Origin of the sequence: Chelativorans alearensis (assembly GCF_010993735.1) — a bacterium.
In the GTDB taxonomy this organism is placed as follows: domain Bacteria; phylum Pseudomonadota; class Alphaproteobacteria; order Rhizobiales; family Rhizobiaceae; genus Chelativorans; species Chelativorans alearense.
The window spans coordinates 1-21947 of the sequence record NZ_WQNI01000001.1 but is presented as its reverse complement, the minus strand read 5'-3'; the positions used below and the strand labels follow the sequence as shown (position 1 = coordinate 21947).

Below are 21947 nucleotides of genomic sequence, written 5' to 3'. Positions count from 1 at the left end.
CACGCCCCGCCGGGCCGACGCACAATGCTACGGCCGGAACATGACCTTGGAATAGAACATGTCCGGCTCGTCGCGGAACCGCGCGAACATACCGGGCAATTCGGCAAGGTCCAGATCGTGGCTGATGAGAAACTCCCATTTCAGACGGCCGGTGCCAAGCGCTTCCAGCGTGGCGGCCCATTGCGGCCCCGGAAAGGGGGCGCCGAAGGAATTCCAGGAGCCGTGGAGCGAAACCTCCTGGCGCAGGAAATGCTGGAAGGCGGTGTTGGGCAGCGCCACCTCGCCAACGGGAATGCCGATGAAGACGACATGCCCGCCGGGGGCCGCAAGCCGCACGGCAGCGGCGATGGCGGCGGTGTTTCCCGCCGCCTCGATAATCACGTCGCACGGCAGGTCGCCGGTCGCCCCGTCGCCGGCCAGGATAGTGTGGGTGGCGCCCGCCTCCCTAGCCAACGCCAGCTTGTGCTCGGAAACATCGACCGCCACGACCTCGCTCACCCCCATGAGCCGCATCCACTGGATGGCGAAAAGGCCAATGGGCCCGCAGCCGATCACGCCGCCGCGCTGGCCGACGGCGATCCCGCCCGCCTTCCAGATGGCATGAAGGGCGATGGAGGCGGGATCGGCCATGGCGACCGCCCTGGGGTCGGCACCGGCCGGCACCTTCAGGAGGTTTGAGGCGGGGACCGAGACATATTCGGCATAGGCGCCGTCGCGGCGCGAGCCGAAATAGTCGTAGTCGCGGCAGCGCGAGAACTGCCCTTTCAGGCACTGGTCGCAGGCATGGCACGGCAGCATCGGCGGCACGACGACGAGATCGCCGACCGTGAACCCCTCCAACCCCTCGCCGACCTCCGCGACATGGCCGGAGAACTCGTGCCCGCAGATGAGCGGCATCCGGTGCGCGCCCTTGATCAGCATGCGCGGCAGGTCCGAACCGCAGACCCCGACCGAGGCCACGCGCACCAGGGCGTGGTTGTCATGAAGCCGGGGGGCGGGGACGTCCTCGACGCGGATATCGCCGGGACGATGGAGCACTGCTGCGCGCATTGTCTGTTCCTGTTTCAATCTTTTGAGAGACCCGTGGGCCGCGCGCACGGCGGAGCTAGCCCACCGTGCGTGCGGTCTTGGGAGCCTTACCTGGCCAGAACCTCGGGCCGGTATTCCGCGAACAGCGCATCGTGCGGGAACTCGCCCACATTCTCCGGTGTCACCAGGGTGGTGCCCGCATCGACGAAGCCGGGCACCTTCTTGCCGGCCGCCGCCTCGCGCGCCACCTGGATGGTCACGTCGCCCAGATATTGCGGGTCGTTGAGCGTGGTGGCGATGTAGTTGCCGCCCGCCTCCATCACACTGAGCGCCTCGGACAGCCCGTCGACGCCGGCGATCAGCACGTCGTCGCGGCCGCTTTCCTGCAGCACCTGCAGGGCGCCGAGCGCCATATCGTCATTGTGCGCATAGACCACTTTCACATCGGTGTGCGCCTGCAGAAGATCCTGCATGGCGACCACGGCATTGGCGCGGATATATTCGGCATACGGCCCTTCGAGGATCGTGTGGCCCGACCCTTCGAGCGAGGCATGGAAGCCGTCGCGGCGGTCCATCATGACGGCGCCCCCGGCGTCGCCCTGGATCTCGATGATCTTCGCCCCCTCGACACCGTCGGCCTTCAGGCGCTCGACCACGGCCTTGCCGACGAGCGCTCCCATGTTCTTGTTGTCGCGGCCGATATGGGCGGTGACGCCCTCGCCGTTGATGCTGCGGTCGACGGTAATGACGGGAATGCCCGCCGCTGTCGCCGCCTCCAGCGAAGGCACCACCGCATCCGGGTTGACCGGGTTGATGATGACCACATCCACGCCCTGGGTGATGAGATCCTGGATATCGTTGTTCTGCTTGCTGACGTCGCCATTGGCGTCGAGGAAGATCAGCGTGTCGTCGCCCGCCTCGGCCGCCGCCTCGGCACCGTTCTTGAGCTGCACGTAGAAAGGCGACTGCAGCGTGACCTGGCTGAAGCCGATCTTCAGCCCCTCCGCACCCGCCACTCCCGCGCCCACCACCGCGGCAAGCGGCAATGCGGCAAGCACCGAAACAATCCTTGAAAACCCGAACATGCGTGCTCCTCCCGTTGAGCGATGATAAAACAACAAATGAGCGAAATATGCTCATTTGTTGTTTGATGAAAAGCAGAAACCCCGCGCCCCGTCAAGAGCGCACACGGTGGCCGTCGTTCCCGGGGCCCAAAACCTGGAGCCAGGAGGAATGCCGCGGGTCTGGTGAAGGCTTGAGAGCCGGCTATAGTGTGCTATTGCGGCGCGGATGGTTTGGGAGGACCGCTTGTTTATGGACAATAGCGAAGACCGCGGCGCAACCGCAGCGCCCAACGGCGTCAGTCTCGGCCCTCTTCCGGGCTTTATCGGATACGCCCTGCGCCGCGCCCAACTCGTCATCTTCGACGACTTCATCCGCACACTGGAGACCGTCGACTTGAGGCCAGCCTATTTCTCGGCCCTCATCATCATCGACGAGAACCCCGGTCTCAACCAGTCCGAGGTAAGCGCGGCGCTGGGTGTCCAGCGTACCAATTTCGTGACGATGGTCGACCACCTGGAGAAGCGGAACCTGATCGAGCGCCGCCCCTCCAAGAAGGACCGCCGCTCCTACGCGCTGCATCTGACGAAGGAAGGCAGGGCACTGCTCGGCAAGGCACGGCAGCTTCAGGCCGCACACGAAGAGCATTTTGCGCGCAAGCTTGGGCCTGGCGGCCGGGAGCAGCTTCTGCCGCTTCTGTGGAAGCTGGTGGAGTAGTGGAATGAGGGAGGGATGCCGGTCGCCTTCCTCTGCGAAACTACCCGACCCGCCGTCCCGTTTCCGGGTCGAACAGGTGCACGTGCCGCGGCGCGATGGTGAGCCCCACGGTCTCACCCGGCCGCACCTCGGTGCGACCCGCATGGAAAACCGTCAGCTCCGGCTCGCCGGCCGACGAGAGATAGCTCGCCGCACCCGTGAACTCGACAACGCCGACGCCGACGCGGAACTGGCTCTTGTCCGGCTCGCCGAGGCTCAGATGCTCCGGCCTGAGGCCGGCGACCACCCGCCGTCCCGCCTCCAGCTTGCGGCCGAGCGGCAGCACCGCGCCGTCGTACCCCTCGAGTGCCACCGCGTCGCCCGCCTCCGTCACCGCCGCCTCGACGAAATTCATCGCCGGCGAGCCGATGAAGCCGGCGACGAAACGGTTGGCCGGATGGTCGTAGAGATCGAGCGGAGCGCCGGCCTGCTCGATCACGCCCTCGCGCATCACCACCACGTGGTCGGCCATGGTCATCGCCTCCACCTGGTCATGCGTGACGTAGACCGACGTCGCGCCCAGCCGGTCGTGCAGCGCGCGGATCTCCTTGCGCATGTGGACGCGAAGCGCGGCATCGAGGTTCGATAGCGGCTCGTCGAAGAGGAAGGCCTTCGGATGGCGGATGATGGCGCGGCCCATCGCAACGCGCTGGCGCTGGCCGCCCGAAAGCTCGCGCGGGTAGCGGTCGAGCAGGTTCCCAAGGCCGGTGATCTCCGCCACTTCCCTGGCCGCCTTCTCGCGCTCCTCCTTCGGCTTGCGCTTCAGCCGCATGGAATAGGTGAGGTTCTCCTTCACCGTCATATGCGGGTAGAGCGCGTAGGACTGGAACACCATGGCCACGTCGCGCCGACGCGGCGGCACGCCGTTCATCATTTCACCATCGATCTTCATCGTGCCGCCGGTGATCGATTCCAGCCCTGCCAGCGAGCGCAGGAGCGTCGACTTCCCGCAGCCCGACGGCCCGACCAGGGCGACGAACCGGCCCTTGCCGATCTCGAGATTGATGTCCTTGAGCGCGTGGAAATGCCCGTAATGCTTGTCCACATGCTCCAGTTCGATCTGCGGTGAGGTCATTTCAGGGCTCCCGCGGTCAGTCCGCTGACGATGCGCCGCTGCAGCAGCACGAAGATGAAAAGGATCGGCGTTACGTAGATGGCCGAATATGTCATGACGCCCGACCAGTCGCTGGTGTTGGGTCCCATGAAGGACTGCAGGCCGACGGTGGCCGGCTGCAGCGCCCGTTCGCCGATGAGCGAGCGCGAATAGACATATTCGCCGAAGGACAAGAGGAAGACGAGCACCGCCGTCACGAGGATGCCGTTGCGCGCCAGCGGGATGGCGATCTGCAGGAAGGCGCCGAGCCGGGAATTGCCGTCCACCAGCCCCGCCTCCTCCAGTTCCCGCGGCACCTGCATGAAGGCCGTGCGGCACAGGACGATATAAAGCGGCAGAAGCTTCGCCGCCTGCGCCAGCACAACCGCCAGGCGCGGATAATCGAGCAGCCCGACATGATTGAAGGATACGAAGATCGGCGTGATCATCAGCGAGGACGGCAGCACCTGCATCATCAGCGTCGTGAACATGGCCACATCCATCCAGATGGAGCGCACCCTGGCCAGCGCATAGGCACAGCCGGTGCCGACCGCCACGATGATGGTCGTGGTGCCCGCGGCGATGATCAGCGAATTCGTCAGGAAGCGGTCCATCCTGAGCCGCACCCAGACGTCGGCGACGTTGAAATGAAGCGTCTCGGGCCAGAAGGTCGGCGGGAAGCGGAAGATCTCGGAGCCGGCTTTCAATGCCGTCACATACATCCAGTAAAGCGGGAAAAGGTAGATGGCCACGAACAGGATGGCGAGCGCCAGCAGAACATATTTTCTCATGGCCCCGCTCCTCAATAGCTCTGCTCGTGCCGGGTAGAGCGGGTATAGACCGCCGCCACCGCCACTACGAAGACGATCATCAGCACCGACACCACCGAGCCGTAGGAGATCTGATAGGTCTGGAAGGAAAGCTGCCAGGACCAGTACTGAGCCACGTTGGAGGCGTTCGACGGCCCGCCCTGGGTCAGCGCGGCGAAGAGGTCGAACTGTTGCAGCGTGAAGATGATGCCGAGCGAGACGACGGCACCCAGCGGCGCGCGCATCAGGGGCAGTGTGATGGTGAAGAAGCGCTGCCAGGCGCCCGCCCCGTCTAACTCGGCCGCCTCGTAGACGTCCCGCGGGATCGCCGCGAGGCCGACCGACAGGAGGATCATGTTGAAGGGAATGCCGAGCCAGATATTGGCGATGATGACCGAATAGAGCGAAACGTTCGGATCGGAGAGCCAGAAGATGTTGCCGTCGGTGATGCCGAGCGAGCGTAAGAGGTAGTTGAGGACGCCGAAATCGCCGGCGAGAATCCAGCTCCAGACCGCCCCGACCACCAGCGCTGGCATGATCCAGCCGGCCAGGAACAGCCCGCGCAGATATGTGGCGCCGGGAAAGTCCTGCTGAAAGAACAGCGCCAGGCCGAAGCCGATCGCAAGCTGGAAGACGACCGACAGCACCACGAACTGTATCGTGTTCCACAGAACGGTGCCGGCGACCGGATCGCCCAGCACCTCGCGGTAGTTCTGCAGCCCGACGAAGGGCCGCTCGAAGGAGGCCAGCGAGAACAGGTCCACCGTCTGCAGCGAAATGACGACGTTGTAGACCAGCGGAAAAGCCGAGAAGACCCCGAGATAACCGAGCGCCAGCCACACCAGGACCGCATCCAGGCCGCGGGCGTCGCGCACGGAGCGTATGAAACGTGCCATCAACGATCCTCCTTGGCGGGTCGGGTCGGCGGTCGGGCGCCCCTTCCCTCCCTTTGCGGCAGGGCTATCCCATATGCCGGCTTCGCCGGGACCCCCACCCCTCACCCCTCCCCTCAAGGGGGAGGGGAGCGTCGACGTCCCAGAATCCCCCTCCCCCTTGAGGGGAGGGGTGAGGGGTGGGGGTCCGATCAAGGACTCAGAACCCATATGCGATAACCCCTTACGGGGAGGGAATGGGCGCCACGGCTACCGCCGCACCCTCAATCCCCCAGCACCCCGTCGATCTTCTGCTGTGCCGTTTCAAGCGCGGCTTCCGCCTCCGCCTGCCCGGTCAGCGTCGACTGGATGGCCTGCTGGATCGCCTGCGAGATGCGCGGCCATTCGGGATGCGGCCCACGGTTGCGCGCATATTTCATGCTCTCCTCGAAGACGGCATAGATCTCCGCATTGTTGGGGTCGGTGACCTCCACATCCGAGGCCGGCAGGTAGCCGAACTCGTTCCACACGCGCGGCATCTGCGCGTAAAGGAACTCGACGAACATGAAGGCCTCGTCCGGATTGTCCGTGCTCGCCAGGATCACGTTGTCGCCCTCGCCGAGCGCGGAGGCCCGTGTCGCCCCCTCCTCCGGCACCGGCAGGAGTGCGGCCCGGTACTCGAAGTCGGCCTCCTCGCTCATGCGCGGCAGTTCCCAGGGGCCGGAGATCGACATGGCGGCACTTCCGGCGTTGAAGGTGCCGGTGGAGTCCCACTGCCCGCGGATCAGCGTGTCGGGCGAGGCCAGCCGCTCGTCGAGCAGGCGCTTCCAGAAGTTGAGCGCGCGGGCACCGCCCTCGGTCGCGACGTTGTCGTAATCGCCGCCCGTCATCTGCAGCCAGGGCAGGAACTGGAATGTGCCCTCCTCCGTGGCAACGGCCGAGAAGGCGATGCCGTAGACATTCTCCTCCGGCTTGGTCAGCGCCTTCGCCGCCTCGTAAAGCTCATCCCAGGTCTTGGGCGGATTGTCCGGGTCGAGGCCCGCTTCGCGGTACATGTCGGCGTTGTAATAGAGCGCGATGGTGTTGGCCCCGCGCGGCAGGCCGTAGATGCCGCCCTCATAGGTTACCGAAGCGAGCGGGCCGGGATAGATGTCCTCGACATTCACGATCTCGGACTTGTCGATATAGGGCTTCAGATCCATCAGCAGCCCGCGCGAGGCGAACAGAGCCACTTCCGGGTTGTCGATGTAGGTGATGTCTGGGCCGGTCCCAGTCGCCACGGCGCGGGCGAGGTCGTTGACCATGTCCTCGAACTGCACCGTGCGCACGTTGATCTTGATGTCCGGGTGCTTCTCCATGAACTCTTCGGCGAGCACGTAGTGGTATTCGCCCGGATCATCGATCGTCCAAAGATCGAGGCTCACCTCTTGTGCCGACACGATGGCCGTCGAGGCCAGAAGTCCGGCAACGGCATGGATACATGTCTTCAGTTTCATCTTCTCCTCCACTTGGCGGACCCTTCGCCCGCATTGTGCCGCCTGCCGGCCATTCCCCCCGGCCGGCACGGCTCGTCATCCGGCTGCGACGAACGCGCCGCCCCGGCATCTCTTCAGATATTCCAGCGCACGTACCTGCCCCGTCATCTCCAGCGCGTCGCGGTAGACCGGGTCGTGCCAGCCCTCGATGTCGATGGAGCCGCTCCAGCCGGCGAGCCTGAGTTCGGAGATGATGTCCGTCCAGTTGCTGTCGCCGAAGCCCGGCGTGCGCATGAAGACGAACGGGTGCTTGCCGAAGATCCCGTGCTCGCGGATCACGTCCCGGCGGATGGTCGCGTCCTTGCCGTGGATGTGGAAGAACTTGTGCGCCCATTTGCGGATCTGCGGCAGCGGATCGATGAGATAGACCATCTGGTGGCACGGCTCCCATTCGAGACCGATATGCTCGTCCGGCGTCTCGTTGAAGATCAGCTCCCAGGCGTCGGGGTTGTGGGCGATGTTCCAGTCGCCTGTCTGCCAGTTGCCGTCCATCGCGCAGTTCTCGAAGGCGATCTTCACGCCCTTGTCGGCAGCGCGCCTTGCAAGCTCGGACCAGACCTCCCTGTAGCGCGGAAGGCTGTCCTCGATGGGCATGTTGCGGATGCGCCCGGTGAAGCCGGCAACGCACGTGGCGCCGAAATGATGGGCGTTGTCGATGCACTTTATCCACCCCTCCAGCGTCTCCCGGTCGAGCGGCCGCTCCTCCAGCGGGTTGCCGAACATGCCGATGGTGGAGATGGTGATGTCGCGGTCGCCGACCGCCTCGCGGCACCGCTTGCCCAGTTCCGCCAGATCCTGCCCTTCCGTCGTTTGCCAGAAGAAGGGCTGGAAACTCTCGAAGCCGTGGTCGGCGATGGCGGCGATGGTCTCGTCCGCGCGGGCGCGGTTGCCCTTGATCATGGTGCCGATGCGGATGGTCTTGGCTGGATCGCTCAACGTCTTTCCTTCCCTATTCCCTGATCTCGACCCGGGTATGGGTCGCCGCGCTCTCGATGGCCGCGAACACCATCGCCAGGCTCTTGATGTTGTCGGTTCCGTCGGTCTCTGGCCTGCGCCCTTCCTCGACCGCCGCCAGGAACTCGGCGATGACGCTGGCATGCCCATGCGTCTTCGCCGCCTCCGGGGCTTCCGGAACGTCGATCGGCGCAAGGTCGTTCAAGAATTTTCCCTCGCTCGCCACCACCCGTGCCTCGAAGCTTTCCGCCCCGTCCCAGAGGAGCGAGCCCTTCGTGCCGGTAAAGCGCCACGCCGCCTCCCAGCTCGTCGGCGCCCCCTCCGCGCACCACGAGCCGCGATAGGTGAAGGTCACATTGTCGGAAAACTCGAAGATGGCGCTCGCCGCCGCCCCTTGCGCATACCAGGAACCCGCCGGGTTGGTTTCGAGCGCGTAGACCGCCAGCGGCACCTTGCCCGCCATGAAACGCGCCGCGTCGAAGGTGTGGATCGCCATGTCGAGCAGCAGCGGATGGTCCATCTCCTCGCGGAAGCCGCCGAAATGGGGCCCGAGGAAGAAGTCGCAGTGGAGGCCGGTCAGGTCCCCCAGTGCCTGGCTTTCCAGAAAGGCGCGGATGCGCCGCACCCCGGAAATGAAGCGCCGGTTCTGGACGACGGCGTGGAGGCGTCCCGCCCGCTCCGCCGCCTGGATCAGCAGCCGCGCATCCTGAAGCGAGGTCGCCATCGGCTTCTCGCTCAGCACGTGGCACCCGTGCTCGAGCCCCGCCAGCACCACCGGCTTTCGCGCCGCCGGCGGCACGACGTCGAAGAGAAGGTCGGCGTCAGCCGCCTGAAGCATCGCGGGAAGGTCGGAGCCGGTGCGCGCCGGGAGCGCAAACTCGTCCACCAAGGCGCGGGCCGCGCCCTCGTCGACATCCACCAGCCCGGCAATCTCGATGCGGCCGGCAAGCGCGGGTATCTCCCGCACGGCCCGGAGCCAGCCCTTGGCCATGCCTCCGCAACCCACCAGAACGGCCTTGAATGTCACGCGGTCTCCTCCTCCCGAACGTCTTGCGGCCCGCCTTCAGCCCTCCCCGGCTGCGGCCGCTCTTGTCCGTAAACGTTTACGACGGTAGAATCGGCCGCGCATTCGTGTCAACAGGAAATCGGAAACGTTTACGAAGAAAATGCCCTCGGCGGGTCCGACCGAGGGGATCAGCCCCACCCACAATCGCCCCAACGAAAAGAGGCACGCAGCAGAAGACATGGTCGGCATCAAGCGTCTCGCCCAGCATCTGGACATTTCCATCGGCACTGTCTCGCGTGCCCTCAACGGCCGTCCCGACGTCAACGCCGAGACCCGCCGGCGCGTGCTGGAAGCCGCCCTCGAACTCGGCTACGCGCCCAACCAGGCCGGCCGATCGCTGCGCAAGGGCTCCACCGGCGTGGTCGGCTTCATGATGCAGAGCGGCTCGGAAATCACCGGCGACGGCGACACCTTCTTCATGAGCGTCTTCGACGGCGTGCAGGCAGTCTTCGCTCGCCACAATCTCGACCTCGTCGTCCTCCTGTGCTCCTCGCGCGAAGACCCCGACGCCTATCTCCGCCGCACGGTGGCGCGCGGCTTCGCCGACGCCCTCATCATCTCGGCGACGCGGAGAAACGACCCGCGCATCGATTTCCTGGCCGAGCGCCACATCCCCTTCATCGCGCTTGGGCGCAGCCAGTCGGATGCCGGCCACCCCTGGATCGACCTCGACTTCGAGGGCCTGGCCCGCATCGGCATCGACCGGCTTGTCGCCCAGGGCCACCGCGATATCGCCATTGCCGCACCGGCCGACGACGCCAATCTGGGCCATATCTTCGTCGAGACCGCGCAAAGCACGCTGGCCGGCCACGGGCTCCCGCTGCCGCCCGATCGCCTCCTGCGCTCGCCGCCCAACGAGGCCGGCGGCTACGCCATGGCGCAGAAGATCGTCGCCATGAGCGACCGCCCGACGGCGATCCTGCTCGTCAACGAGACGACGGCGGTCGGCTTCTACCGCGGCCTTTACGACGCCGGCCTCGCGCCGGGCCGCGACATCGCCATCATCGGCTTCCGCGAAAGCCCGCAGGCAAAGTTCCTCTCCCCGCCGCTCACCTGCTTCCGCCTCGACCTGCACGCCCTGGGTGAAGCGCTCGCCGAAGCCCTGCTTGCCACAATGCCGGCCTACAAGGAGCAATATCCGCTCGGCACCGCGCGCCGCATCTGGCCCATGGAACTGGTCGAAGGCCGGAGCGACCGGGCGCAATAGCGAAGCGCAAAGGGTTGCCGGCCCTGCCGATGGCCTTTACGCTTCAAGGCGCCTTGACAGGTCTGCAGGGATGGTTCACGCTTGTAACCATCTGGTTATTTACCAGCTCTGAAATGCGACGCGCATGGGTCCCCAAGGGCGCATGCGTTGTGTCAAGTGGGAGGAAAACCGATGACATTCAGGATCAACAGGCGCGGCGTGCTCGCCGGCGGCGCAGCAGCGCTGTCGGCGTCGGCCTTGGGGCTTCCGGGCACGGCCTTCGGGCAGGAAACCCGGCTGAGATTGATGTGGTGGGGCTCGCAACCGCGCGCCGAGCGCACGTTCGAGGTCTCCAACCTTTTCATGGAGGAAACTCCGGGCGTCACCATCGACGGCGAGACCGTCGGCTGGGACGACTACTGGCCCAGGCTCGCCACCCAGGTTGCCGGCCGCAACGCGCCTGACATCATCCAGATGGACTACCGCTACATCTTCGAATACGCCCGCCGCGGCGCCTTGGCGCAGTTGGAAAGCTACGTGCCGGACACGCTCAACGTCTCGGACTTCGACCAGGCCGCGCTTGACGGCGGCTCCGTCGACGGCTCGCTCTACGGCATCAGCCTCGGCGCCAACTCCTCGGCCATGATGATCAATATGGCGGCCTTCGAGGAAGCGGGCATCGAGATCCCCGACAATTCGCTCACCTTCGACGAGATGAAGCGCATCGGCGAGGAGATCACCAAGGCCGGCAAGCGCCAGAATTTCTACGGCCTGTCGGACGGCTCCCGCGTCGAACCTTTCTTCGAGAACTTCCTCCGTCAGCGCGGCAAGGCGCTCTATACAGAGGATGGCCAGCTTGCCTTCGACGCGGAGGATACCCGCGAGTGGTTCCAACTGTGGGCGGATATGCGCGAGTCCAAGGCCTGCGTTCCGCCGGATATGCAGGCGCTCGACAAGAACCAGATCGAGACCGGCATGGTCTCGCTCGGCCACGCCGCCGTCTCCTATGCCCATTCGAACCAGCTCGTCGGGTACCAGACAATCAACAAGGACCCGATCGTCATGCACGCCTATCCGCGAGTTGCGCCGGATGCAGGCGGCGGGCATTATCGTAAGCCGTCCATGTTCTTCTCGGTCTCCGCGCAGTGCGAGAACCCCGAGGCGGCGGCCGCCTACATCTCCTTCTTCGTCACCGACCCGGCGGCGGCGGAGATCCTCGATGTGGAGCGGGGCGTGCCCGAATCCTCCGCGGTGCGTGAATCCCTGGCGCCGAAGCTCGACGAAACGGGCCGCGCGGCGGTGGAGTTCATCGGTGGCCTTGGCGATCTCGCCGGCCCCCTGCCGCCCCCGCCGCCGCTCGGCGCGGGCGAGATCGACAAGATGCTGATCCGTGTCAGCGAGGAGGTGGCGTTCGGCCAGCACACGCCGCAATCGGGGGCGGAGGCGTTCGTCGCCGAAGCCGAGTCGATCCTGTCGCGCGGGTAGGCGCTGCAGATCGAGACTGAACCATATGTGCATACCTTCACCCTCGTCCCCGGACTGCCTGACAAACGCGCAGCTCGGGGATGAGGGTGAAGGCGAAGCTGCCTTACTGCACGCTTCAAGGAAGACGGATTGGCAATGGCCATACCTGCCGGGGCATTCGCCCTTCCCTCTCAAATGACAGATAGTAGAATCCGGGCAAGGCTCGGAATGCCCCTTCATCGCGTGCGAAGACACCTCAGATGACCACCATCGCCTCTCCCGCATCCCCTTATGTGCCCACCCGTGGCCGCCTCGCCCGCGTCCTGGCGCGCAACGGTGCCGGCTATCTCTTCCTGCTGCCCTGGTTCATCGGCTTCCTTGGGCTGACCGCCGGCCCGGCGCTCGCCTCGCTCTATCTCTCCTTCACCGATTTCGACCTCTTGACCTCGCCGCGCTGGATCGGTGCGGCCAATTATGTGCGCATCGCCACGGCCGATCCGCGCTTTATCGCCTCCATGCAGGTGACGTTCGTCTACGTGCTCCTGTCGGTGCCCCTGAAGCTCGCCTTCGCGCTCCTCGTCGCCATGGCCTTGAACCGCGGCATGAAGGGCCTGCCCTGGTACCGCGCCATCTTCTATCTGCCGTCGCTGCTCGGCACCTCGGTCGCCATCGCGGTTCTGTGGCGTCAGCTCTTCGCCGGCAATGGTCTCGTCAACTCGTTCCTCGCCAATTTCGGCATCGAGGGCCCGAGCTGGATCTCCAACCCGAACTATTCGCTCTACACCCTCGTCGTGCTTTCGGTCTGGCAGTTCGGCTCGCCGATGATCATCTTCCTGGCGGGTCTCAGGCAGATCCCGCAGGACATGTACGAGGCGGCGAGCCTCGACGGCGCCTCCAAGTGGCGCCAGTTCTGGAAGATCACCCTGCCGCTCCTCACCCCGGTCGTCTTCTTCAACGCGGTCGTGCAGACCATCGAGGCCTTCAAGGCCTTTACGCCGGCCTTCATCATCTCCGGCGGCACCGGCGGGCCGATCAACTCGACGCTCTTTTATACGCTCTACCTCTACCAGGAGGCCTTCGGCTTCTTCCGCATGGGCTATGCCTCGGCGCTCGCCTGGATTCTCTTGGTGATCGTCGCGCTGTTCACGGCTTTCTCCTTCCTCACCGCGCGCTACTGGGTGCACTACGATGACTGACATCGCCGTCACGGACGACGTCCGCCCAAACGAAACCGTGGGGCTCGAAAAGCGTCGGGCCTGGGTGTCGGTGCTCCTGCATGTGCTCCTCATCGGCGCGTCCATCCTCATGCTCTATCCGCTCCTGTGGATGCTCTCGGCCTCGTTCCGGCCCGAGGAGGAGATCTTCAGCGCCACCTCGCTCATCCCCTCCTCGGTATCGCTCGAGGCTTATCCGCGCGGCTGGTTCGGCCTGCGCGTCGATTTTGGCACGTTCTTCTGGAACTCCTTCGTCATCTCGATCCTGTCGGTGATCGGCAACGTGCTGGCCTGCTCGCTCGCCGCCTTCGCCTTCGCGCGGCTCAAGTTCTGGGGCCGCAATTTCTGGTTCGCGATCATGCTGGGCACGCTCATGCTGCCCTATCACGTCACGCTCATTCCCCAGTACGTCCTGTTCCTTAACCTCGGCTGGGTCGGCACGATGCTGCCGCTCGTCGTGCCGAAGTTCCTGGCGGCGGACGCCTTCTTCATCTTCCTCATGGTGCAGTTCTTCCGCGGCATTCCGCGCGAACTCGACGAGGCGGCGATGATGGACGGCTGCAGCGCGTGGCGCATCTACTGGCGCATCATGCTGCCCCTGTCGCTCCCGGTGCTTGCCACGGCGGCCATCTTCACCTTCATCTGGACCTGGGATGATTTCTTCGGCCCGCTGATTTACCTCACCGACATGCGCACCTATACCGTCCAGCTCGGCCTGCGCTCCTTCGTGGACTCGACCGGCCTGTCGGACTGGTCGGGGCTGTTCGCCATGTCCATGCTGTCGCTGGTTCCGGTGTTCTTCTTCTTCCTCTTCTTCCAGAGGCTGCTGATCGAAGGCATCGCCACCACGGGGATCAAGCGGTAGAGCGGGCGTTTTTGGATGAGAACAAGCATGTTTGCCACGGTTGGCACTCCTTCGCGTACCTTCCCCTCCGCGCGTCATCCCGGAAGCCGGAGCGCAGCGGAGGCTGTCCGGGACCCATTCCGGAACGTGGACGCGTCACGGAATGGATCCCGGCTCTGCGGGAGCTTGCGCTCCCTTGGCCGGGATGACGCGCGGAAGAGGCCTTCGGCGCAACGGTCTCCCTTCGTCTTTCCGCCAATACAGGACTCCGCCCGATGACCATCCGCTTTGCCGCTATCGGCCTCAACCACGGCCACATCTACGGCCAGGTCGACATGCTCCTGCGCGCCGGCGCCGAGCTTGTCTCCTTCCACGCTCCCGAAGACGATCTGGCCGCCGAGTTTGCCGAGCGCTACCCCGATGCCCGCCGCGTCGCCGACCGGGCGGCGATCCTGGAGGACACCTCCATCGCGCTCATCACCAGCGCCGCGATCCCCGACGAGCGCGCCGGCATCGCCATAGCGGCGATGGAGCACGGCAAGGACGTCCTCCTCGACAAGCCGGGCGTCACGAGCCTCGATCAGCTCGAGGCGGTGAAGCGCGTTCAGGCCGGCACCGGCCGCATCTTCTCCATCCTTTATTCCGAGCACTTCGAGAGCCCGGCCACCGTGAAGGCGGGTGAGCTGGTGGAGGCGGGCGCCATCGGCACGGTCATCCACACGGTTGGCCTCGGGCCGCACTCGCTGCGCAAGCCGCAGCGGCCCGGCTGGTTCTTCGAGCGCCCGCGCTATGGCGGCATCCTCACCGACATCGCCTCGCACCAGGCCGAGCAGTTCCTGTTCTTCACCGGGTCCGACAGCGCCGAGGTGCTGTCGGCCACCATCGCCAACCGGGCGAACAAGGACGCGCCGGGGCTGCAGGACTTCGGCGACATGCACTTGAGGAGCGAAAGCGCTACCGGCTATGTGCGCGTCGACTGGTTTTCGCCACCGAAGCTGCCGACCTGGGGCGACGGCCGCCTTACCATCCTCGGCACGGAAGGCTATATCGAGGTGCGCAAGAACATCGACGTCGCCGGCCGCGAGGGAAGCAACCACCTCTTCATCGTCAACGAGAACGGCGTGCGGCACATCGACTGCCGCGAGGTCGGCCTGCCCTTCGGCCGCGCTCTCCTGGAAGACATCCGAAACCGCACCGAGACCGCCATGCCGCAGGCGCGCTGCTACCTCGCCATGGAACTGGCGCTGAAGGCGCAGGCGCTCGCCGAGCGTACCGCAACCGAAGGATAGCAGATGCCCGAAACCCTGACTGTCGCCATCGTGGGATGCGGGATCGGCCGCGCCCACATCACCGAGGGCTATCTGGCCGACCCCGAGCGCTACCGGGTGATCGCCGTCTGCGACCTCGATAACGCGCGCCTCGACGCCTTCGCCGGGGAGTTCGGCATTCCCCGCAAGACGACCACCTTCGACGACCTCCTGGGTATGGACGATATCGACATCATCGATATCTGCACGCCGCCGTCCGTCCACTACGCCCAGATCCTGGCCGCCCTTGCCGCCGGCAAGCACGTCATCTGCGAGAAGCCTCTGGTCGGCTCGCTCAAAGAAGTCGATGAAGTCATCGCCGCCGAGCGCAACGCCAAGGGCAAGCTCATGCCCATCTTCCAGTACCGCTACGGCGATGGCGTGCAGAAGGCCAAGAAGATCATCGATTCCGGCGTCGCCGGCATGCCCTATGTGGGCACGGCCGAGACCTTCTGGCAGCGCCTGCCCGACTATTATGCCGTACCCTGGCGCGGCAAATGGGCGACCGAACTGGGCGGCGTCCTGATGACCCATGCCATCCACATCCACGACATGCTGATGTGGCTGATGGGCCGGCCGGCCGGCCTTTTCGGCCGGGTGGCAACGCGCGTGCACGCCATCGAGGTGGAAGACTGCGTCTCCGCCAGCCTGGAGTTGGAGAGCGGCGCGCTGGCCTCGATGACGGCGACGCTCGGCTCGCGCGAGGAACTTTCGCGCCTGCATCTCGCCTTCGAGAACGTGACTTTCGAATCGAGCCACTTTCCCTATGCCCTCGGCAACGACCCGTGGCGCATCGTGCCGCGCGATAACAAGGTGAAGGCCGAGATCGATGCGCTCCTTGCCGATTGGACGCCGGTGCCGCCCCGCTTTGCCGGCCAGATGCGCGATTTCCATCGGGCACTGACGCAAGGAACGCCGCTGCCGGTCACCACCGCGGACGCGCGCAGCGCGCTCGAGCTGGTGGCCGCCTTCTACCACTCCGCGCGCACCCGCCAGGACGTCCGCTTTCCGCTCGGCCCCGGCCATCCCCTCTACGAGGGCTGGATTCCCGGCCAGCCGCAGCCCCGTTCGGCCTGACAGGAGAAGAAATCCACATGTCCACCTCAGTCACGCTTTCCAAGGTCCGCAAGCACTTCGGCTCCGTCGAGGTCATCCACGGGATCGACCTTACCATCGAGCCGGGCGAATTCACCGTCTTCGTCGGCCCGTCCGGCTGCGGGAAATCGACGCTTTTGCGCATGATCGCCGGGCTGGAGCCGATCTCCGGCGGCGAACTCAGGATCGACGAGGAACTGATGAACGAGGTGCCGGCGGCCAAGCGCGGCATCGCCATGGTGTTCCAGTCCTACGCGCTTTACCCGCATATGAGCGTCTACAAGAACCTTGCCTTCGGGCTGGAGACGGCGGGGATGAAAAAGGCCGAGGTCGCGCCCCGCGTGCACCGCGCCGCCGAGATCCTGCAGATCGAGCCGCTGCTCGAGAGGAAGCCGAAGCAGCTTTCCGGCGGCCAGCGCCAGCGCGTGGCCATCGGCCGCGCCATCGTGCGCGAGCCGCGCATCTTCCTCTTCGACGAGCCGCTCTCCAATCTCGATGCCGAATTGCGCGTGCAGATGCGCGTCGAGATCGCCAAGCTGCATCGCGACCTCGGCAACACGATGATCTATGTCACCCACGATCAGGTGGAGGCGATGACCATGGCCGACAAGATCGTCGTCCTGCGTCTCGGCCATGTCGAGCAGGCCGGCGCTCCCCTCGACCTCTACAACAATCCCGCAAACCGCTTCGTCGCCGGCTTCATCGGCAGCCCGAAGATGAACTTCCTCGACGCCGGCATCGAAGGCGCCGATAGAAGCTCCGCCGCCATCCGCATCGGCGGCGAAAAGGTCGTCCTGCCACGCTCCGCCAAGGATGCGGACGGAAAGGTGGAGTTCGGCGTCCGCCCCGAGCACATCACCCTCGCCGGTGGCGAGAACCGCATCCCCTTCGCAAAGGTGAAGGTCGACCTGGTCGAGAATCTCGGCGGGCAGACCCTTCTCTATACGACGCTGGCCGACGGCCAGGCCCTCACCGTCTCGCTGGAAGGCCAGCGCGACATCCAGGTGGGCTCGTCCATCGACACCTTCGTCAACCCGGCCACCTGCCACCTGTTCGATGCCGGCGGCCAGGTGATCTGAGGGCCTGGGTCATCGCCTCTGCGGCAAGGTCTGTGCAAGGGGGGTCGCAAGCGCCGCGCCTTACCCGGCGAAGGGTATGCCTATCCGTTGCCGCGCTTCACCTGAAGCCGGGCTATGTCAAAGAGCCGGGAAGCGGGGCGCGTTGTCCGTGCCACTCAATTTTTTATTAGGCGCTTCCAACGCGCCCCGCCGGAGTCTGTCCCGACGGTTGGCCGGTCACTCGGCCTCCCGCTCTTCCCGGCTGCACCCAATTAGGGGGTGGTCTTTGCCGGACCGGACGGGAAGCCTGGCGGCTTCTCCGCAATGCCGGCGACGCAGGCTGTCACCCTGCGCCTCCGGCACCGCCGGCCTGTTGCGGGCCCTCTCGCCTCCAGGAACCGACCCTGGTGGAGGAGGTCTCCGCCGCTCTCCCTGATCCCCGGTCCGGACCCGGTTCCCGCAAGAGCGATGGGGACCATGATAAGGGGGCGGCGGGGAGCGTGAATAAAATTGGTGGGAAAAAATGAAAAAAAGTTGGTCGGAGTGAATGGAAACAATGGGTTGGCGGAGGAGACAGTTTTCAACGTACGCGAATTTATCCCCGCTCTGGACCGATCTATTGGACCAGTGGCGCCCTGCCACCTCCGCCCTCCTGAGCTTTTGTCGAGGGGCAGGCATCCCCCTCAAGGGCAGGGCTATCGCATATGGATGGAGTCTTTGTGCGGCTTCGCCCGAACCCCCACCCCTTACCCCTCCCCTCAAGGGGGAGGGGGGCGCCGACGCCTCACAATCCCCCTCCCCCTTGAGGGGAGAGGTGAGGGGTGGAGGTCCAATCAAGGACTCAAAATCCGTGTGTGATAGCCCTGCCCAATATGCAGATCGCGATCCCTACATCACCGCCCCGATCTGCCAGGGCACGAACTCGTTGTCGCCGTAGCCGAGCTTTTCGGACTTGCTGCGCTTGCCGGATGCCACCGCCAGCACTTCCTCGAAGATCTGGCGTCCCTTCTCCTCCAGGCTCACGCCGTCGAGGATGTCGCCGCAGTTGATGTCCATGTCCTCCTCCATGCGCTCGTACATGGCGGAATTGGTGGCAAGCTTGATGGAGGGGGACGGCTTGCAGCCATAGGCCGAGCCGCGGCCGGTGGTGAAGCACACGACATTGCAGCCGCCCGCCACCTGCCCCGTCACGGAGACCGGGTCATAGCCCGGCGTATCCATGAAGACGAAGCCCCTCTCCCTCACCTGCTCGGCATATTCGTAGACGGCGTTGAGCGGCGTCGAGCCGCCCTTGGCCGCCGCCCCCAGCGACTTTTCCAGGATGGTGGTGAGGCCGCCGGCCTTGTTTCCCGGCGAGGGATTGTTGTTCATCTCGCCCTTGTTGCGGGCGGTGTATTCCTCCCACCAGTGGATGCGCTCGATGAGCTTCTCGCCCACCTCGCGATTGATGGCGCGGCGGGTGAGGAGATGTTCGGCGCCGTAGATCTCCGGCGTTTCGCCGAGGACCGCGGTGCCGCCGTTCTTGACCAGGATATCGGCCGCCACGCCGAGCGCGGGATTGGCGGTGATGCCGGAATAGCCATCCGAACCGCCGCACTGCAGCGCGAGCGTGATCTCGGAGGCCGGCACCGTCTCACGCCGATGGGCGCCGACGGCCGGCAGCATCTCCTTGACGCGCGCCAGCCCGGCCTCGATGGTGCGCCGCGTGCCGCCCGATTCCTGAATGGTCATCGAGCGGAAGGTGTCGCTTTCCTCAAGGCCGTAAAGCTCCTTCAGGCGGGCGATCTGGAACACCTCGCAGCCGAGCCCAACCATCAGCACGCCGCCGAGATTGGGATGGGCGGCGTAGCCCCACTGCGTGCGCTTCAGAAGATCGAAGCCCTCGCCGGACGAGGCCAGCCCGCAACCCGTGCCGTGGGTGAAGGAGACGACGCCGTCGATTTCGGGGAAATCGTCGAGGAGACCATTGCGCATGGCGGCCTCGGCGATGAACCGGGCGACCGAGGCGGAGCAGTTCACGCTGGTCAGAATGCCGATATAGTTGCGCGTGCCGACGCGGCCATCGGCGCGGCGATAGCCTTCGAAGGTCGCCTGCTCCTCGGGCGGCAGCACGTTGATCGGCCGCGCTTCCTCGCAGAAGCGGTAGTCGCGCTCGAAGTCGCCCATCTCCACATTGTGCTCGTGCACCCAATCGCCGGCGGCGATGGGCACCTTGGCAAAACCGATGATCTGGCCGAACTTGCGCACCGCCGCACCGCGCGCCACCGGCGCCAACGCCACCTTGTGGCCGAAGGGGATGCGGCTTGCCGCGCGCGCACCGCCGATGAGAGGAGCGCCTTCCTCGATTTTCCGCGCGGCCACCGCGATGTTGTCCGTTTCGGCAAGCCGCAGAAAGGACGGCCGCCCGTCTTGATCGTTCATGATATGCCTCCGGCGGACCCGCCGCCCTTTGGTGTTTAACGGTAGACGCTGGTGTCCGCGGAATTGCCGGCAGCGCTGCTGCCGCGGCGCTCTCCGGCGGGGACCTCACTCCCCGCCGCTCGCCAAGGCTACCCGCCACGGAGGCGACAGACCAATTCCACGTTTTCAAACACGGGAAATCCTACTAACATGCTAGCATGACATCAAGCGCCAAAATTTCCCATATGGGCTCAGTCCGAACGGGGGCGGAGAGAAGGGGCGGTGCAAGCGAGCGTGTCGCCAACGCGCTGCGCCAGGCGATCGTCACGCTGGAGCTCAGGCCCGGCCAGCCGCTCGACAAGGCGGCGCTGACCGCCCGCTTCGACGTCTCGCGTTTTCCCATTTCGGAGGCGCTCCACCGGCTGCAGCGCGAAGGCCTCGTAGACATCCGCCCGCAAAGCGGCTCGAGCGTTTCGCTGATCCGGCTCAAGGACGTGGAAGAGAACCTCTTCATGCGCCGCGCGCTGGAAGCGGAAGTTGCCGAAACGCTGGCGCGCCGCCGCGACCCGGCGCTGCTCGCCGAACTGCGGCGCAACCTGCGCTACCAGAAGGCGGCCGTGGACGCCGCCGACCGCGAGGGCTTCCACACGCTCGACCTTTCCTTCCACGACCTGATGGTGAGCGCCCTTTCCTACCCGCGGCTGCGCGCCACCGTCGAGAGCGTGCGCCTCCCCCTGGACCGCGCCCGCCGCCTCATCGCCTCCCCCCGCCGCCACGCCGTCACCTATGCCGAGCACGTGGCCATCCTCGAAGCGCTGGAGGCGGGAGACACCGCACAAGCCCGCGCCGCGATGGCGGGGCATATCGATGCGGTGATTGCGGAATTGGAGGCGTTTTCGGAGAGGCATCCGGAGGTTTTTGGGGATGTTGGGTGACACGTGCAACGGTGGTTATGCCGATATCGGCATAACGGTCATAATGCCGCCATTGGGATTATGCCGCATCTGCACTGTGGAGCTGGAAGCGATGGCCTCCGGCTCACAGGTATCGGCATGATCAGAAGGATTCGAGGAAGGTTACAGATCGCCCCTTTGCGGGCCCCGCCAGCAAGAAGCATGTACAGCCGCTCCTGGCTTCTGCTAAGAAACAGTAGATTTCGATGGGGGGTTCGAAAGAACGCAGGAGAGATTTGTGAGTACTTCGCTGTCGCCGGAGATGTTCGATCACTACGGCGAGATCGACGAAGCCGGGCGCCTTTCCCGCGGTGTGGGAGAATTGGAGCGCATCCGGACGCAAGACCTCATCGGGCGGCGATTGCCGCAATCTCCATCAATTGTTCTCGATGTAGGAGGTGCAGCGGGTGTCCACGCCTTATGGTTGGCGCGGCAAGGCCATGAAGTCCATCTCATCGATCCTGTCCCACACCATGTCGAGCAGGCACGCCAAGCCTCGGCAGCCCAAGTGACACACCCATTGGCGAGTTGCACAGTGGGCGACGCCCGCAATCTTGACTACGCCGATGCCTGCGCAGATGCCGTCCTCCTGCTCGGCCCGCTCTACCACCTGACGGAACGGGCAGATCGGCTAAAGGCTTTGAGCGAGGCGTACCGCGTATTGCGGCCGGGTGGGCTCATGTTCGTCGCCGCGATTTCCCGTTTCGCATCTTTCCTGAGTGGCATGACGCATGGCCTGCTCTCGGATCCTGTCTTTGTCGAGATTATCCGGCAGGACCTGAAAGATGGCCAGCATCGTAACCCAACCAATAATCCTCAATATTTCACGACGACATTCTTTCACCACCCTGACGAATTGCGAACCGAGGTGGAAGAGACCGGTTTCTCGATCGAAAAGCTCGCCGCCATCGAGGGCCCCGTTATGTGGATGAAGAATTTCGATGCGGACTGGGAGGACGTGCGAAGGCGGGCACTTCTGCTCGAATTTCTGGACGCCACAGAAGAAGAACCAGCGTTCATCGGTACCAGCTCACACTTCCTTGCAATAGGTTGCAAGTAAAGGACCCGGCTGCGACGCCTTGAACAATATCAGGTTCGTAGGAGCGCGTCGGGGGCGGCCGCGTTCTGCGCGCGGATGTAGTTCTGGATGGCGCGGATGTTGTCGCCGAGCTCGCGCAGGTTGGTGACGTTGAGCTCGCCCGAGAGCCTGGTGTGCCGGTCGCGCGTGATCTCCTGCCAGGTGCCGGCGT

Annotated in this window: 19 protein-coding genes; 10 read left to right on the top strand and 9 right to left on the bottom strand. The window is 65.1% G+C overall.

The genetic code is table 11. The features are described 5' to 3' along the window. Nucleotides 1-27 precede the first annotated feature (27 nt). Both GPJ75_RS00100 and GPJ75_RS00095 read right to left on the bottom strand, forming a co-directional pair. Entirely contained in the window at nt 28-1050 is a 1023-nt protein-coding gene (locus tag GPJ75_RS00100) for a galactitol-1-phosphate 5-dehydrogenase (RefSeq protein WP_163263852.1), read from the bottom strand. Between the two features lie 86 nt (nt 1051-1136). Further along, entirely contained in the window at nt 1137-2114 is a 978-nt protein-coding gene (locus tag GPJ75_RS00095; protein WP_163263850.1) for a substrate-binding domain-containing protein, read from the bottom strand. A gap of 229 nt (nt 2115-2343) precedes the next feature. Here GPJ75_RS00095 and GPJ75_RS00090 point away from each other — a divergent pair, with 229 nt between their 5' ends. Continuing rightward, nucleotides 2344-2808, top strand: a complete 465-nt coding sequence (locus GPJ75_RS00090) for a MarR family winged helix-turn-helix transcriptional regulator (protein WP_163263848.1) — start codon at nt 2344-2346, stop codon at nt 2806-2808. A 40-nt stretch (nt 2809-2848) separates the two neighbouring features. Here GPJ75_RS00090 and GPJ75_RS00085 read toward each other — a convergent pair whose 3' ends face one another. The 6 genes from GPJ75_RS00085 to GPJ75_RS00060 form a co-directional block, all read right to left on the bottom strand. Further along, nucleotides 2849-3922, bottom strand: coding sequence for an ABC transporter ATP-binding protein (locus tag GPJ75_RS00085; RefSeq protein ID WP_163263846.1), 1074 nt, complete (start codon nt 3920-3922; stop codon nt 2849-2851). Further along, nucleotides 3919-4731, bottom strand: a complete 813-nt coding sequence (locus tag GPJ75_RS00080; RefSeq protein WP_163263844.1) for a carbohydrate ABC transporter permease — start codon at nt 4729-4731, stop codon at nt 3919-3921. The genes GPJ75_RS00085 and GPJ75_RS00080 overlap by 4 nt, the downstream gene beginning before the upstream one ends. Nucleotides 4732-4742: 11 nt before the next feature. Beyond that, a complete protein-coding gene (locus GPJ75_RS00075; protein ID WP_163263842.1) occupies nt 4743-5645 on the bottom strand; it encodes a carbohydrate ABC transporter permease in 903 nt (300 codons plus the stop codon). Between the two features lie 260 nt (nt 5646-5905). Then, entirely contained in the window at nt 5906-7117 is a 1212-nt protein-coding gene (locus tag GPJ75_RS00070; RefSeq protein ID WP_163263840.1) for an ABC transporter substrate-binding protein, read from the bottom strand. Between the two features lie 75 nt (nt 7118-7192). Continuing rightward, nucleotides 7193-8092 (bottom strand): sugar phosphate isomerase/epimerase family protein, encoded by a 900-nt coding sequence (locus tag GPJ75_RS00065; RefSeq protein ID WP_163263838.1) that lies wholly within the window; start codon nt 8090-8092, stop codon nt 7193-7195. A gap of 13 nt (nt 8093-8105) precedes the next feature. Further along, the gene (locus GPJ75_RS00060; RefSeq protein ID WP_163263836.1) at nt 8106-9137 is read right to left on the bottom strand and encodes a Gfo/Idh/MocA family protein; all 1032 of its coding nucleotides are present in this window, start codon (nt 9135-9137) and stop codon (nt 8106-8108) included. Between the two features lie 217 nt (nt 9138-9354). Between GPJ75_RS00060 and GPJ75_RS00055 the strand changes: the two genes are divergently transcribed. The 7 genes from GPJ75_RS00055 (at nt 9355) to GPJ75_RS00025 (ending at nt 17365) form a co-directional block, all read left to right on the top strand. Continuing rightward, nucleotides 9355-10383: a LacI family DNA-binding transcriptional regulator gene (locus tag GPJ75_RS00055; RefSeq protein ID WP_163263834.1), complete on the top strand. Its 1029-nt coding sequence runs from the start codon at nt 9355-9357 to the stop codon at nt 10381-10383. A 171-nt stretch (nt 10384-10554) separates the two neighbouring features. Beyond that, entirely contained in the window at nt 10555-11847 is a 1293-nt protein-coding gene (locus GPJ75_RS00050; RefSeq protein ID WP_163263832.1) for an ABC transporter substrate-binding protein, read from the top strand. Nucleotides 11848-12086: 239 nt separating this feature from the next. Continuing rightward, nucleotides 12087-13022: a carbohydrate ABC transporter permease gene (locus GPJ75_RS00045; RefSeq protein ID WP_163263830.1), complete on the top strand. Its 936-nt coding sequence runs from the start codon at nt 12087-12089 to the stop codon at nt 13020-13022. Then, nucleotides 13015-13905 (top strand): carbohydrate ABC transporter permease, encoded by an 891-nt coding sequence (locus GPJ75_RS00040; RefSeq protein ID WP_163263828.1) that lies wholly within the window; start codon nt 13015-13017, stop codon nt 13903-13905. The genes GPJ75_RS00045 and GPJ75_RS00040 overlap by 8 nt, the downstream gene beginning before the upstream one ends. 254 nt (nt 13906-14159) lie before the next feature. Next, a complete protein-coding gene (locus GPJ75_RS00035) occupies nt 14160-15173 on the top strand; it encodes a Gfo/Idh/MocA family protein (protein WP_163263826.1) in 1014 nt (337 codons plus the stop codon). Between the two features lie 3 nt (nt 15174-15176). Then, a complete protein-coding gene (locus GPJ75_RS00030; RefSeq protein ID WP_163263824.1) occupies nt 15177-16268 on the top strand; it encodes a Gfo/Idh/MocA family protein in 1092 nt (363 codons plus the stop codon). A gap of 17 nt (nt 16269-16285) precedes the next feature. Beyond that, nucleotides 16286-17365: an ABC transporter ATP-binding protein gene (locus tag GPJ75_RS00025; RefSeq protein ID WP_163263822.1), complete on the top strand. Its 1080-nt coding sequence runs from the start codon at nt 16286-16288 to the stop codon at nt 17363-17365. Nucleotides 17366-18232: 867 nt separating this feature from the next. On the opposite strand, the gene GPJ75_RS00020 is transcribed toward GPJ75_RS00025, so the two are convergent. Next, entirely contained in the window at nt 18233-19765 is a 1533-nt protein-coding gene (locus GPJ75_RS00020; RefSeq protein ID WP_163263819.1) for a UxaA family hydrolase, read from the bottom strand. Nucleotides 19766-19989: 224 nt separating this feature from the next. Here GPJ75_RS00020 and GPJ75_RS00015 point away from each other — a divergent pair, with 224 nt between their 5' ends. Together GPJ75_RS00015 and GPJ75_RS00010 are read left to right on the top strand one after the other, a co-directional pair. Further along, the gene (locus tag GPJ75_RS00015) at nt 19990-20679 is read left to right on the top strand and encodes a GntR family transcriptional regulator (protein WP_246248846.1); all 690 of its coding nucleotides are present in this window, start codon (nt 19990-19992) and stop codon (nt 20677-20679) included. A 256-nt stretch (nt 20680-20935) separates the two neighbouring features. Further along, a complete protein-coding gene (locus GPJ75_RS00010; protein WP_163263815.1) occupies nt 20936-21757 on the top strand; it encodes a class I SAM-dependent methyltransferase in 822 nt (273 codons plus the stop codon). Nucleotides 21758-21947: the final 190 nt, after the last annotated feature.

Coding starts and splice junctions, on each gene's coding strand:
- GPJ75_RS00085 (WP_163263846.1), bottom strand. CDS start 3,922: ATGACCTCACCGCAGATCGAACTGGAGCATGTGGACAAGCATTACGGG.
- GPJ75_RS00020 (WP_163263819.1), bottom strand. CDS start 19,765: ATGAACGATCAAGACGGGCGGCCGTCCTTTCTGCGGCTTGCCGAAACG.
- GPJ75_RS00095 (WP_163263850.1), bottom strand. CDS start 2,114: ATGTTCGGGTTTTCAAGGATTGTTTCGGTGCTTGCCGCATTGCCGCTT.
- GPJ75_RS00080 (WP_163263844.1), bottom strand. CDS start 4,731: ATGAGAAAATATGTTCTGCTGGCGCTCGCCATCCTGTTCGTGGCCATC.
- GPJ75_RS00025 (WP_163263822.1), top strand. CDS start 16,286: ATGTCCACCTCAGTCACGCTTTCCAAGGTCCGCAAGCACTTCGGCTCC.
- GPJ75_RS00050 (WP_163263832.1), top strand. CDS start 10,555: ATGACATTCAGGATCAACAGGCGCGGCGTGCTCGCCGGCGGCGCAGCA.
- GPJ75_RS00030 (WP_163263824.1), top strand. CDS start 15,177: ATGCCCGAAACCCTGACTGTCGCCATCGTGGGATGCGGGATCGGCCGC.
- GPJ75_RS00090 (WP_163263848.1), top strand. CDS start 2,344: ATGGACAATAGCGAAGACCGCGGCGCAACCGCAGCGCCCAACGGCGTC.
- GPJ75_RS00015 (WP_246248846.1), top strand. CDS start 19,990: ATGGGCTCAGTCCGAACGGGGGCGGAGAGAAGGGGCGGTGCAAGCGAG.
- GPJ75_RS00100 (WP_163263852.1), bottom strand. CDS start 1,050: ATGCGCGCAGCAGTGCTCCATCGTCCCGGCGATATCCGCGTCGAGGAC.
- GPJ75_RS00055 (WP_163263834.1), top strand. CDS start 9,355: ATGGTCGGCATCAAGCGTCTCGCCCAGCATCTGGACATTTCCATCGGC.
- GPJ75_RS00045 (WP_163263830.1), top strand. CDS start 12,087: ATGACCACCATCGCCTCTCCCGCATCCCCTTATGTGCCCACCCGTGGC.
- GPJ75_RS00040 (WP_163263828.1), top strand. CDS start 13,015: ATGACTGACATCGCCGTCACGGACGACGTCCGCCCAAACGAAACCGTG.
- GPJ75_RS00070 (WP_163263840.1), bottom strand. CDS start 7,117: ATGAAACTGAAGACATGTATCCATGCCGTTGCCGGACTTCTGGCCTCG.
- GPJ75_RS00075 (WP_163263842.1), bottom strand. CDS start 5,645: ATGGCACGTTTCATACGCTCCGTGCGCGACGCCCGCGGCCTGGATGCG.
- GPJ75_RS00035 (WP_163263826.1), top strand. CDS start 14,160: ATGACCATCCGCTTTGCCGCTATCGGCCTCAACCACGGCCACATCTAC.